Here is a 19374-nt window from a genome sequence, read left to right as displayed (position 1 = left end):
CCACCGTGCCTCAAATCCTTCGGAGACGAGCACTATACGAAAATCCTCAATAAATTCCATCCGACTCGGCTTGGCATGGTCCGAGACGATGGATCGTCGATCTCCGTCGGTTCGTGTCCCAGGAGATACCTACGGCAAATTATCGGAAGTTAGCCCAGCCTCGATCGCATTGGCCGCTTGTGGTGCTCCGGTCGTATCGAGTTGAATGCTTCTCGCCTCGGTCGAGGAAGGGGCGATCCTCACCCACCATGTGTCCTTCGGGAGTCGATCGGCGACGAGATCCGCCCACTCGATCAAACAAAGCCCTCGACCCTCCGACCAGTAATCCGAGGCCCCCAACGCGTCGAACTCATCGGGCCCTTCGAGTCGGTAAGCGTCGAAATGATAGATGGGCAGCGAGCCCTCGTATTCGTGGATCAGGACATAGGTGGGGCTAGCAATCGCACGGTGATCGACTCCCAGCGACTCGGCAATAGATCGAACCAGGCGTGTCTTGCCCGCTCCCAGGGACCCGACTAGCCCGATAACCAGGCCAGGACGGGCGACCCGGGCCATTGCTTGGCCGAGCTTTTCCGTCTCACGTTCGGATTCGAGCTCGATCCTAAGGGTGGTCTTGGCGACTCGCACGACGTTCATCGAATTCTCCGACCCTCAGTCCTCGAGGGAAGCCAGGTGATCAAACCCGGAAGATTGGATGGAGCGGACGATTCCATCCATTCCCCTAAGCCGAAGGCCTGGCTGAGCATCGATGGTCCCGACGCGAAAAAGTCGAACTCCTCCGGGAGGGTTTGCCAAGATCAAAGTAGCCTCCTCGGGTCGAAGCGTCAGGCAAAGTTCGAAATCCTCGCCATCATTCAGGGCGTGTTGCAAGGGATCGAGACCGTCGAGAGTCGAGCATCGTCTCGCGTCGTCGTGGATGGGAATGGCAGGGCCGTCCAGCGTGGCGCCCAGTCCTCCGCTTTCCTTCAGGATATGGCCGAGATCGGAGGAAAGTCCGTCGGAGAGGTCGATCATGGACCGAATGTCCACGGACCTAGCGATCGCCAGCGCCTCGGTAACGCGGGGCAGGGGGTGGAGATGACGGCCGAGCAAGCTTCCGCCCAGCGGGCCAGTCACCAGGATCGCGTCGCCGACCTGGGCCCCGGATCGTCGGACGACTTTGCGATCGGTCGATTCGCCCAGTACGGTCACTGAAACCACGAGAGGACCATCCCAGGCATTGGTATCGCCTCCGGCCAGGGTCACCCCGAATGCTCGGGCAAGCGAGGCAATGCCTTCGTGGAGACCCATCGCGATTGAGGTAGCCTCTCGTTTTGGCAAGGCGACCGCTACGAAGGCCGCGATCGGAACTCCCGCCATCGCCGCTATGTCGGAGAGGTTCACCGCCAGGGCTTTGTAACCGACGGCGGAGGCGCCCGCCTCGTCGAGCCGAAAGTGGCGGCCTTCCATGAGCATGTCGGTCGTGACCAGAGTCTCGGCGCCTGGGCGAATTCGGAGTACGGCGCAGTCGTCTCCAATCCCGGTTTCGACTCCTTTACCCGATTCCGATCGTTCACGGATCCATCCGATCAAGTCAAATTCGCCCATCAAGGTCGGTCTCCAAGCCGACCCGCCAGGAAGGCGCGTGTCGCCTGCTCGGCCGCGTGTTCGAGCAAGGTCGCCGCCTGGTCGATCGCTTCGGCCAGACTGATCGGACCGGGGCAGATCGTGAAGTAGGCGTCGACCCCTTCGAGAAGCACATCCTCCGCCCCAGGTCCGATCGTCCCCGCGATCGCAAGAGTCGGACATCCCATCGATCGGGCGAGTCGGGAAACTCCGACCGCCGTCTTACCGAAGGCGCTCGATCCGTCGATCGCACCCTCTCCGGTCAGACATAGGTCGGCCCCTTCGAGCCGACCGGCCAGACCCACGGCATCGATGATCAAGTTTACCCCAGGCCGGAGCATTCCCGAAGCGAAGGCAATAAGGCCAGCACCCAGGCCACCGGCCGCTCCCGATCCCGGACAGTCGCTGATATCAACGCCAAGATCCCGCTCGATGACCCTGGCGAAGTGGGCGAGGTTCTGGTCGAGCATGGCAATCTGCTCGGGAGTGGCGCCCTTCTGAGGTCCATAAATCCTTGAGGCACCCCGAAGCCCGCATAGGGGGTTATCGACATCGCAAGCCACCTCGATCGTCACGCCGGAGAGTGAAGGATCGCGGCCGGAGGAGTCGATCCGGTCGACCCGACCTAGCGAACCTCCGCCGGGGGGAATTTCCTCACCTTGATCGTCGAGTAGTCGATATCCCAGCGCCTGGGCAAGCCCTGCCCCGCCATCATTCGTGGCGCTCCCTCCGATCCCGACGATCAGGCGGGTCGCCCCATCCTGGATCGCTCGGAGGATCAATTCCCCGGTGCCGCGAGTCGAGGCACGCATGGGATCCCGACGATCTGCGGGCACCAAAACCAGACCCGATGCGGCAGCCATCTCGATCACGGCGGTCCGACCATCCCCCAGTAGTCCGGATCGGGCGACCACCGGTTGACCCAATGGGCCGGTGACCACCGACTCGCGATAATTTCCGCCGGTCGCTTCCACGAGCGCCTCGACGGTTCCTTCGCCTCCATCGGCCATGGGGACCAGGTCGACAATCGAACCAGGAGATGCACGAATGACACCTCGTGCGGTGGCTCGGGCCGCTTCAGGGGCGGATAGGCTCCCCTTGAATTTGTCGGGAGCGACGATCACCTTCATAACGAAAATCCGCCCAGCATTACCAACGACCCGTTCCAACAGCTCCTATCCATCATCGTTCGCGATGGCATTCCCAGGCCAGTGGGTAGGGCTATCTGCAGGAAAATCGGTCGATTGTGCCGTGGCGGAAAATCGAGCTAAGGCCCGATCGGATCGGCATTTCGGACTGAGCGGGGCGAGTTGAGGGCAGATAGGCTTTCACGTGCCGGTTGAAAGTCGGGATCGACCGCCAGGGCGGCCTGGAAGCAATTCGCTGCGAGAGTCCTCTGTCCACCGTCAACCGCGGCCAGGCCGAGCTTCCATCGAGGCTCGGGATCATCGGGGCGATTCGCGATCTCCTTGGTCAGAGCGTCCATGGAAGCTAGACGCTGGCTCGCCTCGCGCCTGCGATCCGCGGTCCTTGCGGCTCGTTCGTTCAGACCGAGTCGAGATTCGATCTGGGCCAGTAAATTGAGGCCTGATAGTTGATTCGGATTGATGGAGACGACCCGCTCGATGTCGGCCAGGGCTAACAGGGATTGCCCGGACGCATGCCTCAGGTGGGCTCGAACGAAGAGGGCTTCGATCTCATCAGGGTCGATCTCGAGGGCCTGGTCCGCAAATCGGATAGCTTCCGTATCCTGGCCCGAATCTCTGGCCTGCTTCGCCGCCAGGCCGAGTAGTTTGGCCCGTTTCGGGTCGAGGGCCAGAGTCTCCTTAACGATAGGAAAGGCTTCCTCGGCACGCCCCAGGGCCAGCAACGCTTCGATCAGTCCGATCCTGGTATCGACATCCTTCCCGTTTCGGAGCATGGCTTGACGATAAGCCGCGGCGGCCTCCTCCGATTCGCCGAGATCCAGATGGACCTTACCCATGGTGAACCACGGTCGGAAATCGTTCGGAGAAAGCTCCGCGGCCTTGCGTAAGCAGGAGAGTCCCTGGGTCGAATCTCCCATGCTCAGGTGGATGGCGGACAGCACCTTGGCCGCCATGGGTTGCTTGGGTTGTAGGCTGAGGGATCGCTCCAGAGCGATTCTGGCGCTCCGGAATTGCTCCATCTGGGCCAGGGCCAGGCCGGCGACGCACATGGCCTCGCCGGCGCCGGGAGCCTCGTCCCGGACCTTAGCCACCGCCTCAAGGGCAAGGTCGGGGCGATTTTGCTGCAAATAGGCTCGGCCTCTGCGGACCGCCAGCCAGTGACCTGAAATCGGGGCCGGGGCGGGCCTCGACCACGACGGATAAGAAAGCATCGCGATCAAGGCCCCGGCAACGACCAGTCCGGTTGTTGTCAGGACGATCGCCCGCCGGTCGAAACGAGGCGGGCTTGGTTGAGAAGTTCCGTCCGCCACCGATATCCCCTTCAAGACGATTTCGACGATCAGGAAAGGGCCGTTCCAGCTTGATCAGTACGAGTCGCTGGAGATAACCTCTCCCTGATCACGCGATCCCAGTGCCCAAACCGTGCGGATGGCGGTCGTGGACTTGAGAAAGCGAACCGACCCATCGGCCATGAGGACGTTGCCTCCGCCCGGGTGGAAACTACTCAGTCCGTACATCCCTTCGCAGTCCCAGTCACCGTCCCAGGAGCAGGTCCGGCAGTTGGGGACCGAGGGGTTTGGGGCCAGGAGCGTGTTGCCCATGGTCCAACCGAACATCCCCTGGTGCCAGCTCTGGCCGAGATAGCTCATGTTGGTCCGCCACGATTCTCCACCCGAGGTCGAGGAGGGGGCCGCACCGGCACAGGAGTTGAGCCAGGCCTGGAAGCTGAGGGCTCCGGTGGGCATGTTGAGGTTGGGCGATCCCCACCCGGAATTCGCCGGCGGCTGGCGGAGATTGATCACGTCCTGGGGGACGGAAAGCTTGGTCTCATTGAAATCGCCGGTACGCCATTCGCCGAAGGCGATCGTGTTACTCGTCCCGTCCTTGATGTCGCGGATCCCGATCGACGGGCCATTCACCATGAAAATGCCGTTAGGCCATGCCGAGGCGGGCATGGCATTGTATGGATCGGCGTTGAAGGCGAGGCTCGCGCCGACGTTCGCGAAGTAGTTGTTGCCCGGCTTCCGGAACGGGCCATCATCGCCGACCGGGAGGGGCGAGGATGGGCAAAGGAAGCTATTAATCCGCTGCCCGATTGCCGTCTGATTCTGGAGCTGACCGGCACCGGTGTCACGGTTGCAGATCATGAAGTTGCAGGCATTGTAAATAGGGACTTGCTCGAAATAGGCCAGCAGGAGCGACTGGGCACTCCAGGCGCCCCAGGTTCCTCGAATCTCGGAAGGGTTGCTGACATTTCGAGCGCCGTAAATGCCCGGAAAGCAATCGCTCGAAGAGTGATAGTTGTGCATCGCCAACCCGAGTTGCTTCAGGTTGTTCGTGCACTGGGCACGCCGAGCCGCTTCTCGGGCGGCTTGCACGGCGGGGAGTAGGAGGGCGATCAGGACTGCGATAATGGCGATCACGACGAGCAGTTCGATCAGCGTGAAGCCGAACCCACGGCGAGGCGAACGGGTGCGAACGGAGGGCGTTCTCATGACCCATCTCTCCTAAGATTGCGAATGAGTTTACATGCTGGCACCGCTGAGTTGAGGGCAGGCCGATGACGTGAAACGACATCAGACCACAGACACGCGAGATAGTACGATGCGACACGCTACGATCCCGGCAGATCCCGGCAGAATCAGGGCCTGGGCGTCTCCGAAGGATTATGTGTCATCCCCGACGATGAACCGATAGGTGGGGCGCCCTTCTTCAATGTTGCTTGACTCTTCGATGCTTTCTCGTCCTTGCGCTCGCCAATGTCGACCGGTTTGGCCTTCTGGAGTTGAATCTCCTCGTCGCCACATCCACTCATAAGAGCGAGGCTTGCGATGAGGAGGAACTTCCAGGCCCCGCAGAGCTTCGACGGTTGCATCAAGCCTCCCGAATTGATTGCGTGCAGCCTCGGAGGATAACGGTGAACACCCCGTCATGAAGCGGTGCTTCAAACCGGGGAGCTATGGATACCCCCAAAGACGTGGGGGATGATCCACTCATCGGATCGAGATCGGACAAAGTACTGGATAGAATCTGGAAATCGAAGTGGGATTAGTGTGGAGTATGAAAGTCGGACACTTCGCTGTAAAGCATAAATTCCAAAATTCTGTTCGATCCCTGCGGGAGGCCCCGCCTGGATGATCGAGCGCATGGAGATGTTCCATGGATCCGAATGATCAAGGACCCACTCCGTCTTCACCCGTCGACGCGGAAATGGGGGGGGAAGCCGCACTCGGGACCGGCGAGATTCCCAGGATTGTATGGACCTGCGGCCTGATTGCGAGCCTGATCGCCGGGATCCTGGCCTGGGGGGCCGGGGAGGCGACGTATGACCTGTACAAACCGTCGGCGAAGGCTGCGGCCGAGCCCTATGCGTTCAAGCAACTCAACCTCGAGAAGGACCGTGCCGACGGCTTGAACGCCGCGATCGCATTCGGATCCCTCGGAGCATTCACCGGCCTGGGGCTCGGGCTGGTGGGAGGATTGGCGAGAAGGTCGATCCGAGGTGCGGTTTTCGGGGGTGTCGTCGGTCTCGTCCTGGGCGGCTCGGTCGGGGCTGCGATCTCACCCTTTGTCGTCCCGCTCCACCGCAAATTCTACGAGCCTCAAGCCCCCGACCTGAAACTTCCCATCGTGATTCATGGCGCGATCTGGTGTGCGATCGGAGCCGCCGTTGGGTTGGCTTTCGGGATCGGGCTGGGAGATCGTCGACGGATCGTCCCGGCCGCCGTCGGAGGCTTGATCGGCGCCGCATTAGCGACCATCCTCTTCGATGCGGTCGGTGCGATCTTCCTTCCATTCTCCGAGGCGGATCTACCGATCGCCCCGATGATGCTTCCAAGATTCCTCGCACGCGTCTTCGTCGCGATCGGAATCGCCCTCGGCTCCATCTGGGCCGTCGGTTCCGGCAAGCCGAGAAAGGTTGCCACGAACTGATCGAGAATCGAGGCCCGGCGGATTCGTGATTGTTCCCCCGATGTCGACGAAACTCGGACGTGCCACCTGGCACGTCCGAGATCGGACTTCATGCGTTTTGTAATCGAAGTTGGTAGTGAGTAGCTCGTTCAGCGATTCAGGACGGCGCTGCTCAGATTCGCCTCGGCAAGGGTCATCGAGCCCTGTAACACGCGATTGCTTCGTACGATGTAGTAGGGCAAGACCATCGAGTGGGCGACCCCCGGCTGTCGGAGGATGTAGAGAACGTTGTCGGGGCGGAGCGTTTCGAGATTCCGAGTCCCGACATTCAGGCCGACCAGGATGTCGCCCCTCAGGATCGAGGCCCTGCCGGCGGGACTGTCGGCGACGACCGACTCGACGTAGAGACCGCCGTTCAACTGTCGGTCGGCGGCCGCGACGTAACCGGAGTCGACCGGGGTGACCTTCAAGCCGAGGGTCCGCCAGACGAGCTGGGTTGCGTCGGGGTTCGTTACCGAGGTCGTGGTCCTGCCGAGCGGCCGTACATCGAGCGGAAGTTCCTGATCTTTCCCATCTCGTCGAACTAAAACACGAGTGGGAGATCCCGGCTGGGCGTCGAGCAAGGCCCGTTCGATGTCGAGGGTGTTGGTCACGGGAAGCTCGCCGATCCTGACGACGTGATCACCGGGCCGAAATCCGGCCTCTTCGGCAGGGCTATTGGCCTGGACCTCACTCAGGACCACCCGCCGGACTTCACCCTGGAACGACTCCCCAGCGACCATCCCATGCCACTTCAGGGCTAGTCGGCGGGTACTCATCATCTCCGAGGCCACTCGCTTGACTTCGTCGATCGGCAAAGCGAATCCGATTCCCTGGGCGCCGGACCGAGTCGCGACGTTGATCCCGACCAACTCGCCATCGATATTTATCAGCGGGCCGCCCGAATTTCCCGGGTTGATGCAGGCGTCCGTCTGGATCAGGTTCCGGTAGACCTGATCGTCCGCGAGGGTAACGTTGCGCTTGAGCGAGCTGATGATCCCTTGCGAGACGGTATTCTCGTATCCGAAGGCATTCCCGATGGTGATGACCGTCTCACCTTCCATCAGGTCGGATGATGCTCCGATGGCGACGGCGGTCAGAGGCCGTCCGGCGTCGACCTTGAGCACCGCCAGGTCCATTTCCCGGTCCGACTGGATCACGCGGGCAGGGAGATTCGTCCCGTCAAAGAGGTGGACCTCGATGCCTTGAACTTTATCGACGACATGGTGGTTCGTCAGGATGAATCCCCGACCATCCACAATCACGCCGCTGCCCATGCCGCTCACCCGAGGTCGTTGGCTCTCCTCGCTCGAAAATGGCCAACGACTGGTCGAGGCCGCCTTTTTCTCGCTGGAGATATTGACGACCGAGGGTTTGACCTTCCGGACCGCCCGGGTCACCGGCGTTTCCCTGGAGGCCAGATCGGCCGAGGCCGGTCGATCGACGAGGCTCAACGCCAGCACCGCCAGCGCCACTCCAGGCCAGAATCCTTCTAGACGCTTATTAGGCAGTGGCACGATGGATCTCCCTAGGCCGATAATCAGCCGACGACCCCGGAAGGACCATCACGCGCCCCGATCCGTATGGGGCCGCCATGCCCTCCCGATCCGTCGAAAGTCGCCTTGACACGACCCCCGACGTCCTTTGAATCGGCCTCCATTCGGACCGTCTTGCGATCTAGTCACGCCTCTGCCGCCTAGCTTAGCCAATCTTCCTCATGACCCGTAAACCTTGCCCAATCACATCCGGGATCAGCCATCATGACCCATTAATCCGGAATAATCGGACCGATCCGAGATCTGGAGCGTCGATTGACAACGGGATCGCTCTGGCCCTAATCTGAGCGATCTGCATCGACCGGGACGGTAGGAGTGAATTCCCGATGGCCGAGAAATCAACGAGAAGGCTCAAACTCGAAGCGAGCCTGGCCGACGACCCAACGGACACATTCCTTCGCTACGGTCTGGCCGTCCAATGCCTCCGCGAAGGCGACATCGGAGAAGGAAGGATGAGGCTCCTCCAACTAATCGTCGACCATCCCACCGATCAGGTGGCGGCGCATCAGCAACTCGGCCAGTCCTACATACAGGCTGAGGAGTTTGATGAAGCGCGATCCATCCTCAAGGATGGGATCGCGCTGGCGGGCCGTCGGGGGGATTGGCATGCCGCTTCGGAGATGGAAGGGCTGCTGGCACAGATCGGGTGAGCACTCGGTGGTATCCGTGACCGGGATTCCCCAGTGAACCGCGATCCGGTCATCGGACTCAGGACCGAGGTTTGGCAACTTCGCCGAGCGCTTCGAAGAGCCCCAGCATGAAGGCGGGGAGATCGTCCGGGGTCCGACTTGTCACCAGGTTTCCGTCCCGGACACAGGCCGCGTCTTCCCAGAGTCCGCCCGCGTTCTCGACATCGTCGCGGATCGAATAGAACCCGGTCAGTTTTCGCCCCTTGAGTGCGTGGGTCGAACAGAGGACCCACGGCCCATGGCAGATCGATCCGACCACCTTTCCCAGTTTCATGGCATCGGTCACCAGTTCAATCATCGCCTTGTGACGGCGGATATGGTCGGGAGAGTACCCGCCCGGGATGACGATGCCATCAAGGTCGGCCGCCCTGACATCTCCGGCCGAGCTATCGGCCTTCGCCGGATATCCATGCTTCGAGGGATAAGTCTCCCCGGCCTTGGGTCCGACGATCATGACCTTGGCTCCCGCCTCTCGGAAGCGAAGCACCGGATACCAGAGTTCGAGGTCTTCGTAGAGCTTCTCGGCCAGGACCGCGATGCGCTTGCCCTTGACGTGTTCCATGGTGCAGATCCCTTGGAGAATGCGTTTCCTGGAGCGTGATTCGACGATACCTCGCCGATGATAGCGAGGGTCGGGAGCCACGGTCCAGGAACTTAGATCATCGAGAAACCAGAGTTCCGGCCCCGACTGCCGGGGTTGCCTGGAACTCGGCCATCGCGGCGGTCAAGCCTTGCTCGGTGGTGAAGGGGGGGGAATAGCCCAGGATCCGTCGGGCCTTCTCTATGGAATAATCGAGGTTCAGGCCCAGGAACTTGTATCGAGCCTTGTTGACCAGTGGAGGTGTGGTCGCCTTTTTTCGCTTGGCCCGACGTTCCAGGAGGATTGCCAGGGTCCAGGCCAACCAGAGCGGGATCTTCCGGCGAGGCGGCTTCAGGCCAGCCAACTGCGCGACCCTGCCGATGAATTGCTTTTTACTGACTCCATCACCATCGGTAACGTTGAAGACCTCACCCACCGCTCCGGGGACCTCGGCAGCCAGGAAAATCGCCTCGACCAGATTCTTGACGTAGATGCAGTTCAGAGCTTGGTCGCCCGAACCGAAATATGCGAATCGACCCGTTCGGAGCGAGTGAACCAGCTTGGGCAGGACAGTTCTGTCGCGTTCACCATAGATGAATCCCGGCCGTACGACCGAGAGGGGCAGCCCACGATCCTTGACGTAACTCAAGGCCAGTGCTTCGGCTTCGACCTTGGAACGGGTGTAGCCGTCCAATGCCTCGGCCGCGGGGGGCGTGGTCTCGTCGGTCCCGTAGTGGTCTCGTCCCTCATATACGCCGAGTGAACTGACATGGACGAAGCGAGCGACCTTGGCGTCGCTCGCCGCGTCGAGGAGGAGCCGGAGCGCCTCCACGTTGAGCCGTCGAAATTCTTCCAGCGTTCCCCAGTCGCCGACCTTCGCGGCGCAGTTGAACACCCAATCGGCCCCCTCGACACCAGTTCGGAGAGCCGCCGCGTCTTCCAGGTCGCCGGGAACCTTTTCAACCCCTTGCGAGTCGAGCCAGCCGGTGTCGCTCGATGCACGAACCAGGGCCTTGACCCGGAAGCCCCGCCGGAGCGCTTCTTCGACCGCGTGACTACCGACCAACCCGGTCGCTCCGGTGATAAAAAGCGTCTTGGGTTCGTTCATCATCGCTCCAAGCTGCCCGACCGTCGAGCTAGAAATAATCGTCAGGCTTTGATTCTCGGAATACGCACAAGCGTACCCGCCGGAACGCGGTCGGTCAAAATCACCGGCTACGATCGCGAACTCAGTTTAGCCGTACGCCGTCCCCACGATGGTATTGAGAAGCCAGCGGTCGATGCAGGTTGGTTGAGTCCGTTCGGGAGTCAGATCTTGGGTTCGTTTTTTCCAGCGATCTGTCGTAGACCCTCGCTTGTCCGTGAATTGGAGGCGACGGCCGATTGGGTTCGTTTTTCCCGGCGCTGGGGCTCGGACAAGTCGTGTTGTTCAATACCCGGCAGTGGGAAAGAAACCCTCGCCATAACGTCCTTTGGTTGTGCGGATTCCGGCGTGTACCATGTGTATGTCGAACGCCAGGACGAACATCTGGCATCCCCAGCCGAGCATCCTCGCGGCGTATTCGGGCCCTCTCGGGACGATCCCCCAAGGTTTGCCCGCCTGGGCGCAAGCTTCGGCGATCTTCTCGATGGCATCGAGGCATCGAGGGTTTTCGAAGTCGCCGGGTATCCCCAGCACCTGGCTCAGGTCGGCCGGGCCGACGAAGAGGAGATCGACATCCGGGATCGCGGCAATCTCGGCCACCCGAGCGATCGCCCCGGCGGTTTCGAGCTGGATTCCGACAAAGGTCTGGATATTGGCGTCCGCGACATAATTGGGGACCGGTGTCAGTCCGAATCGTCCGTCACGGTTTCCTCCATTCATCCCGCGTTCGCCTCGGGGATGAAACTTGGCCCAGCGGATGGCCTGCTCGGCGTCCTCAGGCCCGCGAGCCATGCTGATCATGACCCCTCCGGCTCCGGCCTCGAGCGAGCGCATGATGGACGCGTAATCGGTTGCCGGTTGCCGGACGAAGTGATCCATCCCGTAATATCGGGCGGCCATCGTGGCCAGTTCGATCTCCTTCATGTTCAGTCCGGCATGCTCGGCGTCGAGCCAGAGGGCATCGAAACCGCCGTGCTCTCCGACGATCTCGATCAGCTTGGGGGAGAAAAGCTGACCGATCCCGAACATCCGGACGAGCTTGCCCTCGGAGAGAAGCTGTTTGATTCTCGGCATCGCGTGTCCTTCGAGTCAGGCGTGATGGGCCGGGTGGGTCCGATGCTTCGCCCCGGCTCGTTGAACCTACTCGTCCGATCGGAGATAACCAAGGGCCTTCCGAACTTCAGACCCTCCGGGATTCCCGCCCATGAACGTGCTCATCGCCGATTTTCTCCAGGATTCCTCGATCGAGGGACCCGTGCTCGATGGAGTGGCCGAAGTCGTCGTCGCTCGCGCCCACCATGAGGATGCGCTCGCTCCGCATCTGGCCGAGGCCGACGCAATCATCCTCTTCCACGATATCGAGCGGATGACCGACGCGACTTTCCAGAGGGCCCCTCGATGTCGAGTCGTCGTCCGCGCGGGGGTGGGTTATAACAACGTCGATCTCGGGGCGGCCGGAAGTCGAGGGATCGCGGTCTGCAATGTCCCGGATTATGGGACCGAGGAAGTTGCCGATCATTCGATCATGCTCCTCCTGGCCGTCGCTCGTCATCTGGTCATACAGGATGCCTCGATGAAGGCCGGCTCCTGGGATTACCTCCTCGGCCAGGACACGCCGAGGCTCCGAGGGAAGACGCTCGGGATCGTGGGTTGTGGACGGATCGGGTCGGCGACGGCTCTCAGGGCGAAGGCGTTCGGACTGGACGTGGTCTTCTATGATCCCTACGCCCCATCGGGGCTGGAAAAGGCGTTGGGTGTCCGGCGAGAGTTCCGTCTGGAACCTCTCCTGGAACAGTCCGACTTCGTGAGCCTTCACTGCTTCCTCGACGATCGATCCCGACACTTGATCAACGCCCGGACCCTGGCGAGCATGCGTCCGGGTTCGATCCTCATTAACACGGCCCGAGGTCCGGTCGTCGAACAGGAAGCGTTGATTGAGGCGCTCGAATCGGGCCATCTGCTCGGGGCGGGGATCGACGTATTCGAGCGCGAACCTCTCGACGACGCCAGGCTTCGGGCTCACCCCCGGGTCATCCTGACCCCGCACTCTGCCTTCTACAGCATCGAAGGATTCGTCGAGTTGAGGACCAAGGCCGCCGAGGAGGTCCGAAGGATCCTGCTCGGCGAAGCACCCCGGAACCTCGTGAACGTTGCGATGATTTCGAACCCTCGAGCTGCCCTGTCAGATCGAAGGATCTAATGAAGAAGTATAATTGCGATCGAAAACTCAAGTTTAATAATCTTGAAGTAGTCGATTGCGAGTGAATTGCGAGTTGGTTAGGCTCGTGAAATAACCCCGACGAAACACACCACCTTCTCTTCCCCCCCTCTCAGGAATGGAAGCGGTCTCACGTCTGGTTCTGGAGTTCTCCAGGGCCAGGGACATGAGGCCGTTCGTCGAAAGTTGTTCGTGGAGGAGATTTTCATGAGTCGTCGAGTCCGTGGCTTCACTCTGATCGAATTGCTCGTCGTCATCGCGATCATCGCGGTCCTGATCGCGCTGCTGCTTCCCGCGGTCCAGGCGGCCAGGGAGGCAGCCCGACGCGCCCAGTGCGTCAATAACCTGAAGCAACTGGCACTGGCCTGCCATAACTACAACGAAGTGACGAACAGTTTTCCCGCAAACCTCTATCTTCACCCGAATTACGCCACCGCCACTTATAGCTGGAATAATTCCAGTTGGCTGGTTTTCATCCTCCCTTACATGGAACAACAGCCCCTTTACAATTCGATCAATTTCAGCATCATGTGGGGGCCGAACTCCCTGGGAAACTGGAGCCCGGCCTATCTCGGGCAGCAGAATTCGACGGTCCGCGTTTCCGTCGTGAATTCCTTCCTCTGCCCGTCCGATTCCAGCCCTGCTCTCGATACGACGAATGCCGATGAGATCGGCAACAGCCCCGCGGCCGGGACCTCGTATGTGGGCAACTTGGGCGATAACTGCCTGGCGTGCAACCCCGGGCCGGGCGTGGTTCAGCTTTGCGCATCGCAGGGCTACGTTTGTCGGGGGACTCAGTTGGGAGATCCCGCCACTCAATCCATCCCCCCGGCCCCCGGAACGGGGAGCGGGATCTTCTGGAGGCAGTGTTCCGGAGTACCCCTAGCCTCGATCACGGACGGGACGTCAAACACGTTCCTCGCGGGCGAGCAGATCATGAGGGTCACCCTCTGGAACGCCTGGGTCGAGGCCAACCAGTCGATCGGCTCGACGGCGGTCCCCATCAATTACCTGGCACCGGGTGTCTCGATCTCGGGGTCTGGTAGTACGGTGATCGCGACCGGGGCGAGCGACACGGGGAGCTGGCACCACTGGTACAGCTTCAGGAGCGTCCATCCGGGAGGGGCCAACTTCGCCATGTGCGACGGTTCGGTGAAGTTCATCAAGAGCACGATCAATATGTCCACCTACCAGTCGCTCAGCACCCGCGGCATGGGCGAGATCATCTCGTCCGACTCCTATTGATGGATGAAGGACCTATTCGGGCCAGGGTGCGCCATCGCGTATCCGGCCCATTCTTCATTGTGATGGGGACAGGACCTCGATGTGGACTGAATTCAACCCTGATCGAGCGATTCGACTCGTCGCATTTGGGCTCGCCCTGGCCGCGATCGGGCCTCTCGGATGCGGCTCCTCGGGGCCAGAACTCGCTTCGGTCTCGGGCCAGGTCACCTACCAGGGTAAGCCGGTGACCTTGGGAATGGTCACCTTCCTCCCCCTCAACCCGGACGGTCGTACGGCGACCGGTCAGATCGATTCGAGTGGGAACTACACGCTCCAGACCCAGAACCCGGGCGATGGGGCGCTCCTCGGGGATTATCGCGTGACGATCTTCGCCCAGGACAATCCCGTCCTGGATTACATCCCGAAGAAGAAGGTGCCTCCGAAGCGTCTGGTCCCCGAAAAGTACGAGAAGCCAGATACTTCGGGCTTGAAGGAGACCGTGAATAGCGGATCCAATACGATAAACTTCGATTTGACCGAATGATCGAGAAGTGGACCGGAATGCGGGTCGAATCGCCTTGTTTCGACCCGAACGGGGAAATTATCGGAAGACTTCGAAGATTTTCCGAATTCTCGCGAACCTTACCGACGTCTACTCTGTCAGACCGGCGAATACACGGGCTCGACCTTTCTTCGATCGGGCCTTAGGATAGTTCGGACTCCTTGGAGGTCGGGCGCGTCGCCCACCTCACAGACACGAGGAATCGGGAACCAACCGGACCCCAATCCACTTGTCTTCGCGAAGGGCATGGTCCCTTCTCCCGTTCCCGCCGTCCCGACCATGAATCGGGGCGGCCCCGCCCGACGGCCACCCGCCGCTTGGGCGTCTCCATCCCGCCCACCTCTGGCGGAAGTGAGGGTCTTGCCATGTTGAACCGCACGAACCGTACGCTCTCGGCCAACACCAACCGGCTGAACCTCGGCACGCGGAAGCTCGACCAGAACGCGAGCGCCATCAACAACGGTAGCCTGACCCTGCGCACCGCCCACGTCGATCCTGTAGTCGTCTCCGTGCGCGCCGAATCTTGCGGTCATTCGGGTTATCGGTTCGAGGGTCCGCCCATTATGGGACCCAAACCATACAAGCCCAAAATGATCGGAATTTTTGGCTCATCCCTCGATACGTCGTGGCCTTCCTCGGGCGCGTCGGATCGAGACCAACAGGGGCAGCCCGTTGCCTTGGCGTCGCATCCCGTCGGTACCGTCGTCGTCCGGTCGGGCGACAACGGGACAGGCTGGTTCGACTCGCCGCCGCTCCACTCGACGATCCATCTCCTGGTGAGGTCCCTAACCGACCTCACCAGGCGATCCGTTTCGTCGAGGAGAGCGGGCCGATCGGCCCGAGCTACCCAGGTTCCCCTGGCCGCGTCGTGAGACATGGCCTCGGGGGATGAGAGTCGATCTCCCAGATTAATGCCGTCGGGTTTCGGGAATTGATCGCCTTCGATGCGGCCTCGCTACCGTTGCGTCGCATCCCAGGCTCGGTACTCGGAATTTGGCCCTGATCGGGTGGTCGGCCCGCGCGGATGATGCTTGCTGGATGATCTCCCGCGAGTTCACCGCGCCCTAGCCGTCACCGTCGGTCTCCGGACTTGTGGCCTAAGTCACCGGAGCCTGGCATCGTCCCTGGGCGGAATCACGCCGATTCCCGCCCCAAGGACCGTGCCCGCTCCCTGGCTATCGCCCCCGTTCGGTGCCTGTAACGTGCCCGTCGGCGATGCTCGTTCCACGCCCCGGATTTATTGATTTTCATCGAGGCGTGTGAGGCGAGCCCAGGCCCCCGAGGATCGGGGTAGGGTGATTCCCGTGATAGCGACCGTGAGAAGTGTCCCCCCCAGGGACCCCAAATGGATCGATCTGGCCGTCCTGGTCCGCCGCGCCCAACGCGGCGATCGCGAGGCGTTCGGTGAACTCGTGGAACAGTTCGAGCGGACTGTTCACGCCATCTGCCTTCGTAGACTCGGCAACCCGAGCGAGGCCGTTGAACTGACCCAGGAGGTCTTCCTCCACGTCATGAAACGAATCGACCAGCTCCGAGAACCCGAGCGATTCGCCGGCTGGCTCCGACAGGTTGCCGCCCGGATGGCCATCAACCGCGCCACTCGTCGGGTCCAGCCTCCGAGCGTCGACGCTCAGATCCTGGAAGCCTCCGGAGAGCAGGGGATCGATCCCCTGGAAGAATTAATCGCCCGCGAACGGGCCCAACGACTCTGGGATGGGATGTCTCGGCTCAAGACCCTGGATCGTGAGACCCTCGTCGCGTTCTACATCCAGGGACAATCCCTGGTCGAGATCGCCGAGCGGCTCGATACCCCGATCGGCACCATCAAGCGGCGACTCCACACGGCCCGGAAGCGACTCAAGTTCGAGTTGCAATCGAACGCCGCTGACGACGAGGAATGGGCCGACTCCGATGTAGAAGACGAGGATGCCGAGTTGGTCGGATCAACCGAGGCATTCTGCGTCTGATCGAGGTAGCCCCTGCCGGTCTGAGCCATCTGGCTCATGCCGGCGGGGTTGCCCTCGACTGCCAGTCCTTGAGATCTCGGAGATAGGCCGCGGCTCGCGCTCGGAGGATCGCATGGTCGAGCCACGCCAGCGCGATGACCGGTCCAAGCAAAATTCCTACCACGATCGCTCCAACATCCACCCGACCGAACGCGGCGAAGATCGAGAGGAACATCAGGCCGACCGAAATCCCGATGATCGTCAGCACGATCGTCACCCGGCGGAACCTGACGAGTTGGTCCTCGATCGGCTCGGCTCCCAGTCGAAGCCGACGGAGTCGCTTCTGCCATCGGGCTTCGCGTTCGGGCCAACTTGCACCGGCAACCGAGTCGGTCATGGTCTTGTTCATCAATCGAACAGGGTCGTTCGGGGACGCACCGGTGGCACTGGTTCGGGTTGACCGAGCAGCTTCCTCAGATCCCTGGCCGTCGCCGGAGAATGACCAGCGTAGTGATTGTTCAGGAAGACGGCCACGGGGACTCGATCCGCCATCGAGCGGACGACACCGGCCGTCTCGGCCAGGTCGTTCGATCGGTCGATGACGACTTTCTCCCAGGTCGTCGTCATCTTCTCGATGGATTCCCGATCGCCGAGGAGCCGGACCAGGCCGATCGGTCCGGTGATCGGATCGATCTGTTTAGCCACCTCGGCCGGGCGAGGCATCCAGGTCTGCTCGGTCAAGGTGATGGCCGCGTTGTGGTCTCGGAGGACCTCGGCGAGCTTCGGCCCAACCCATCGCGGATTGCGAACCTCCACGGCCAGCGGAACCTGTCGATGAGGCCATCGGTCGAGGAATGGGTCGAGGACGCCAAGAAACTCGTCGAGTGAGCCGAAGGCCCCTCGGTTGAAGTAACCAAGTTGCAGGAGTGCGGCGGTGAGCTTGTCCCCCAGCCCGAGGATCGAGGTGACGAATCCATCGACCTCTTCCTCGCAGCCCTGGAGCTTCTTTTGATGGGTGATGACCTGGGGAACCTTCAGCACAAACCGGAAGTCGTCCGGCGTCCTGTTCTTCCAACCCTGGACCATCGCTCGGGAAGGGACCCGGTAGAAGGTACTGTCCACCTCCACGATCGGGAAGCGATCGGCATACCATTCGAGGTATTCGCCGGCCGCCATTCCTTCAGGATAGAAGGGTCCGGCCCAGTCTGGATAACTCCAGCCGCTGCAACCGATCCAGATGGGATGCTCCTGTTCGCTCATGCGTACAGTATAAGAAAGTTCGAGGCTCGGGGAAGGGGAATGACCTCAACCCGTCGAGCACTCGAACCGTCCTACTGGTTTCAGGGTTTGACTTGATTGGGCTCGTCCACGATGAACTCGAAGATTCCGATCATCATCTCATCGTTGGTCTGCTCGCCCCAGTGGACCGTCTTGGGTGGGTGGTTCTGGTTGGACGGGTTGCTGTCGGAGTTGTCGAAATGGGCCAGCGTTTCAAAGTGTGTTCCCTTGGGGAGCTTGATCGGTTCCACCAGCCCATAGGTGCCCTGCCAGTTGAAGTCCCATCGTTCGATCTTGATCAGCGGGATACGCGTTGCTTTCTCGTCGGGAAGGACGGCGGTGAACTCGAAGTCCTTGCCCAACCAGTGCATGTGCGGCATGACGGAGGTCAGGATGATGTCGCGATCGATGGGTTTACCCATCCCTTTGCGGTTGCTGCCTCGGACTTCGTAATTCTTAACACCGGCGGGAATCACCAGGATATCGTGCAAAGTTTCATCGAGCGTCAGCCTCTTTCCGGCCGCCTGGGCGGCCCGGGCCTTCGCTCCCAGGGCGATCCCCTGTAGGGTCGAAATCTCGGGGAAGATGAAGCCCGTCTTCAGCTCATTCGGTAGAGGCTTTTCGGAGAAGTAGAGTCCTACTTCCGTCGCATCGGTTTCGACCTTACCGCTCTTGTGATAGTGCATTTGGACGAGGACATCCGCCCCACTTGGTAGGAGATAGCCCGAATTCTCGGGAGAGTATCGAGGCCGACTACCAGGAGTCCAGATGGGGAGAAAGCCTCGTGTTCGGACTCCGTCGCCAAATCCTCCAACCGAGGAATATCCAGGCTTCTCATCACCAGCATCGAGTTCTCGTCCCCTGTGCTCCCGCTCGACCCCGGCCAGGATGTGGTGGACCACTTTCCGATTACCTGGGCGGAAGTCGACGGCCTGAATCCAACGCTCGGAGGGAAGGGCGGTCTTGAGGACGAAAACCCGAAACTCATCGTCTCCCTCGGCTTCGAGCTCATAAGGCTCGGGCATCGTCAGGATCAGGTCGGGGGGACCGAGTGGCCAGTCGGATGAGAATTCTCGAGCGGGCGGAGCATCCTTGGGATCTCCCTCGGGACACCCGGCCGCGACCCAGGACCGGAGCGTGTCGAGATCCGCATCGGGCAGGATTCGCTGATCCAGGAAGGGACCACCGTAGGCGGTCGAGGCGGGCCAGGGCGGCATCCGCCTGTCTTCGGCCTGCTGGAGGATATCCGCCCCTCGCTTACGGGCCTGGTCGAAGGTGAGCAATGAGAACGGGGCAACCTGACCCGGCCGGTGACAGTCCTGGCAATGTTTCTGAAGAATTGCAACGACCTGACCATGATACGTCGGCACCTCGCCATTGGCGGGCGAGAACCCGATCAGGACCGATAGGGTCACTCCGAACCCGATGCCTCGTCTCATCTTCGACCTCTCCTGAAGGACGTGCCGTGTCCGA

At 61.2% G+C, this 19374-nt stretch carries 19 protein-coding genes; 6 read left to right on the top strand and 13 right to left on the bottom strand.

The genetic code is table 11. The annotated features are described in order from the left end of the window. Positions 1-129: 129 nt before the first annotated feature. The 6 genes from tsaE to P12x_RS20720 form a co-directional block, all read right to left on the bottom strand. On the bottom strand, positions 130-636 hold the full coding sequence (tsaE, locus tag P12x_RS20745) for a tRNA (adenosine(37)-N6)-threonylcarbamoyltransferase complex ATPase subunit type 1 TsaE (protein ID WP_435006640.1): 507 nt from the start codon (positions 634-636) through the stop codon (positions 130-132). A gap of 15 nt (positions 637-651) precedes the next feature. Next, positions 652-1587 (bottom strand): thiamine-phosphate kinase, encoded by a 936-nt coding sequence (locus P12x_RS20740; RefSeq protein WP_435006638.1) that lies wholly within the window; start codon positions 1585-1587, stop codon positions 652-654. Then, positions 1587-2735, bottom strand: a complete 1149-nt coding sequence (locus tag P12x_RS20735) for a glycerate kinase (RefSeq protein ID WP_435006637.1) — start codon at positions 2733-2735, stop codon at positions 1587-1589. Before P12x_RS20735 ends, P12x_RS20740 begins: the two co-directional genes overlap by 1 nt. Positions 2736-2872: 137 nt before the next feature. Then, a complete protein-coding gene (locus tag P12x_RS20730) occupies positions 2873-4063 on the bottom strand; it encodes a tetratricopeptide repeat protein (RefSeq protein WP_435006636.1) in 1191 nt (396 codons plus the stop codon). Between the two features lie 54 nt (positions 4064-4117). Continuing rightward, on the bottom strand, positions 4118-5248 hold the full coding sequence (locus P12x_RS20725) for a DUF1559 domain-containing protein (protein ID WP_435006634.1): 1131 nt from the start codon (positions 5246-5248) through the stop codon (positions 4118-4120). Positions 5249-5394: 146 nt separating this feature from the next. Further along, positions 5395-5628: a hypothetical protein gene (locus tag P12x_RS20720; protein ID WP_435006633.1), complete on the bottom strand. Its 234-nt coding sequence runs from the start codon at positions 5626-5628 to the stop codon at positions 5395-5397. Between the two features lie 284 nt (positions 5629-5912). Here P12x_RS20720 and P12x_RS20715 point away from each other — a divergent pair, with 284 nt between their 5' ends. Next, positions 5913-6686 carry a hypothetical protein gene (locus P12x_RS20715; protein ID WP_435006632.1) on the top strand — a complete coding sequence of 258 codons (774 nt, stop codon included), beginning with the start codon at positions 5913-5915 and terminating at the stop codon, positions 6684-6686. Between the two features lie 128 nt (positions 6687-6814). Here the strand turns inward: P12x_RS20715 and P12x_RS20710 are convergent, their stop codons facing one another. Next, complete coding sequence (locus tag P12x_RS20710; RefSeq protein WP_435006630.1) at positions 6815-8221, bottom strand: trypsin-like peptidase domain-containing protein; 1407 nt, start codon at positions 8219-8221, stop codon at positions 6815-6817. A gap of 365 nt (positions 8222-8586) precedes the next feature. Between P12x_RS20710 and P12x_RS20705 the strand changes: the two genes are divergently transcribed. After that, positions 8587-8910, top strand: coding sequence for a tetratricopeptide repeat protein (locus P12x_RS20705; protein WP_435006629.1), 324 nt, complete (start codon positions 8587-8589; stop codon positions 8908-8910). 58 nt (positions 8911-8968) lie between these two features. Here the strand turns inward: P12x_RS20705 and P12x_RS20700 are convergent, their stop codons facing one another. The 3 genes from P12x_RS20700 to P12x_RS20690 all read right to left on the bottom strand — a co-directional run bounded on the left by P12x_RS20700 (position 8969) and on the right by P12x_RS20690 (position 11747). Next, on the bottom strand, positions 8969-9511 hold the full coding sequence (locus P12x_RS20700) for a type 1 glutamine amidotransferase domain-containing protein (protein WP_435006628.1): 543 nt from the start codon (positions 9509-9511) through the stop codon (positions 8969-8971). Positions 9512-9608: 97 nt separating this feature from the next. Then, entirely contained in the window at positions 9609-10640 is a 1032-nt protein-coding gene (locus tag P12x_RS20695; protein WP_435006626.1) for an NAD-dependent epimerase/dehydratase family protein, read from the bottom strand. Between the two features lie 318 nt (positions 10641-10958). After that, positions 10959-11747, bottom strand: a complete 789-nt coding sequence (locus P12x_RS20690) for an HpcH/HpaI aldolase family protein (RefSeq protein ID WP_435006624.1) — start codon at positions 11745-11747, stop codon at positions 10959-10961. A gap of 130 nt (positions 11748-11877) precedes the next feature. On the opposite strand from P12x_RS20690, the gene P12x_RS20685 reads away from it, so the two are divergent. The 4 genes from P12x_RS20685 to P12x_RS20670 all read left to right on the top strand — a co-directional run bounded on the left by P12x_RS20685 (position 11878) and on the right by P12x_RS20670 (position 16644). Continuing rightward, positions 11878-12873 (top strand): C-terminal binding protein, encoded by a 996-nt coding sequence (locus P12x_RS20685; RefSeq protein WP_435006622.1) that lies wholly within the window; start codon positions 11878-11880, stop codon positions 12871-12873. Positions 12874-13098: 225 nt separating this feature from the next. After that, a complete protein-coding gene (locus P12x_RS20680) occupies positions 13099-14136 on the top strand; it encodes a DUF1559 domain-containing protein (protein ID WP_435006620.1) in 1038 nt (345 codons plus the stop codon). 79 nt (positions 14137-14215) lie between these two features. Beyond that, on the top strand, positions 14216-14659 hold the full coding sequence (locus P12x_RS20675) for a hypothetical protein (RefSeq protein WP_435006619.1): 444 nt from the start codon (positions 14216-14218) through the stop codon (positions 14657-14659). A gap of 1334 nt (positions 14660-15993) precedes the next feature. Then, positions 15994-16644: an RNA polymerase sigma factor gene (locus P12x_RS20670; protein ID WP_435006618.1), complete on the top strand. Its 651-nt coding sequence runs from the start codon at positions 15994-15996 to the stop codon at positions 16642-16644. A gap of 34 nt (positions 16645-16678) precedes the next feature. Here the strand turns inward: P12x_RS20670 and P12x_RS20665 are convergent, their stop codons facing one another. The 3 genes from P12x_RS20665 to P12x_RS20655 form a co-directional block, all read right to left on the bottom strand. After that, a complete protein-coding gene (locus P12x_RS20665) occupies positions 16679-17032 on the bottom strand; it encodes a hypothetical protein (protein ID WP_435006616.1) in 354 nt (117 codons plus the stop codon). Then, complete coding sequence (locus tag P12x_RS20660) at positions 17032-17799, bottom strand: DUF72 domain-containing protein (RefSeq protein ID WP_435006614.1); 768 nt, start codon at positions 17797-17799, stop codon at positions 17032-17034. The genes P12x_RS20665 and P12x_RS20660 overlap by 1 nt, the downstream gene beginning before the upstream one ends. Positions 17800-17963: 164 nt before the next feature. Further along, positions 17964-19340, bottom strand: coding sequence for an ascorbate-dependent monooxygenase (locus P12x_RS20655; protein WP_435006613.1), 1377 nt, complete (start codon positions 19338-19340; stop codon positions 17964-17966). Positions 19341-19374 lie beyond the last annotated feature (34 nt).

The organism is Tundrisphaera lichenicola (assembly GCF_051175385.1).
Lineage (GTDB): Bacteria > Planctomycetota > Planctomycetia > Isosphaerales > Isosphaeraceae > Tundrisphaera > Tundrisphaera lichenicola.
The sequence above is the reverse complement of the archived record's forward strand: the minus strand, read 5'-3'. Positions and strand labels throughout refer to the sequence as shown.

Bases quoted from the DNA above. Each gene is read 5' to 3' on its own strand.
- tsaE (WP_435006640.1), bottom strand. From the start codon at position 636: ATGAACGTCGTGCGAGTCGCCAAGACCACCCTTAGGATCGAGCTCGAA.
- P12x_RS20740 (WP_435006638.1), bottom strand. From the start codon at position 1,587: ATGGGCGAATTTGACTTGATCGGATGGATCCGTGAACGATCGGAATCG.
- P12x_RS20735 (WP_435006637.1), bottom strand. From the start codon at position 2,735: ATGAAGGTGATCGTCGCTCCCGACAAATTCAAGGGGAGCCTATCCGCC.
- P12x_RS20725 (WP_435006634.1), bottom strand. From the start codon at position 5,248: ATGAGAACGCCCTCCGTTCGCACCCGTTCGCCTCGCCGTGGGTTCGGC.
- P12x_RS20720 (WP_435006633.1), bottom strand. From the start codon at position 5,628: ATGCAACCGTCGAAGCTCTGCGGGGCCTGGAAGTTCCTCCTCATCGCA.
- P12x_RS20715 (WP_435006632.1), top strand. From the start codon at position 5,913: ATGGATCCGAATGATCAAGGACCCACTCCGTCTTCACCCGTCGACGCG.
- P12x_RS20705 (WP_435006629.1), top strand. From the start codon at position 8,587: ATGGCCGAGAAATCAACGAGAAGGCTCAAACTCGAAGCGAGCCTGGCC.
- P12x_RS20700 (WP_435006628.1), bottom strand. From the start codon at position 9,511: ATGGAACACGTCAAGGGCAAGCGCATCGCGGTCCTGGCCGAGAAGCTC.
- P12x_RS20695 (WP_435006626.1), bottom strand. From the start codon at position 10,640: ATGATGAACGAACCCAAGACGCTTTTTATCACCGGAGCGACCGGGTTG.
- P12x_RS20690 (WP_435006624.1), bottom strand. From the start codon at position 11,747: ATGCCGAGAATCAAACAGCTTCTCTCCGAGGGCAAGCTCGTCCGGATG.
- P12x_RS20685 (WP_435006622.1), top strand. From the start codon at position 11,878: ATGAACGTGCTCATCGCCGATTTTCTCCAGGATTCCTCGATCGAGGGA.
- P12x_RS20680 (WP_435006620.1), top strand. From the start codon at position 13,099: ATGAGTCGTCGAGTCCGTGGCTTCACTCTGATCGAATTGCTCGTCGTC.
- P12x_RS20675 (WP_435006619.1), top strand. From the start codon at position 14,216: ATGTGGACTGAATTCAACCCTGATCGAGCGATTCGACTCGTCGCATTT.
- P12x_RS20665 (WP_435006616.1), bottom strand. From the start codon at position 17,032: ATGAACAAGACCATGACCGACTCGGTTGCCGGTGCAAGTTGGCCCGAA.
- P12x_RS20660 (WP_435006614.1), bottom strand. From the start codon at position 17,799: ATGGCGGCCGGCGAATACCTCGAATGGTATGCCGATCGCTTCCCGATC.
- P12x_RS20655 (WP_435006613.1), bottom strand. From the start codon at position 19,340: ATGAGACGAGGCATCGGGTTCGGAGTGACCCTATCGGTCCTGATCGGG.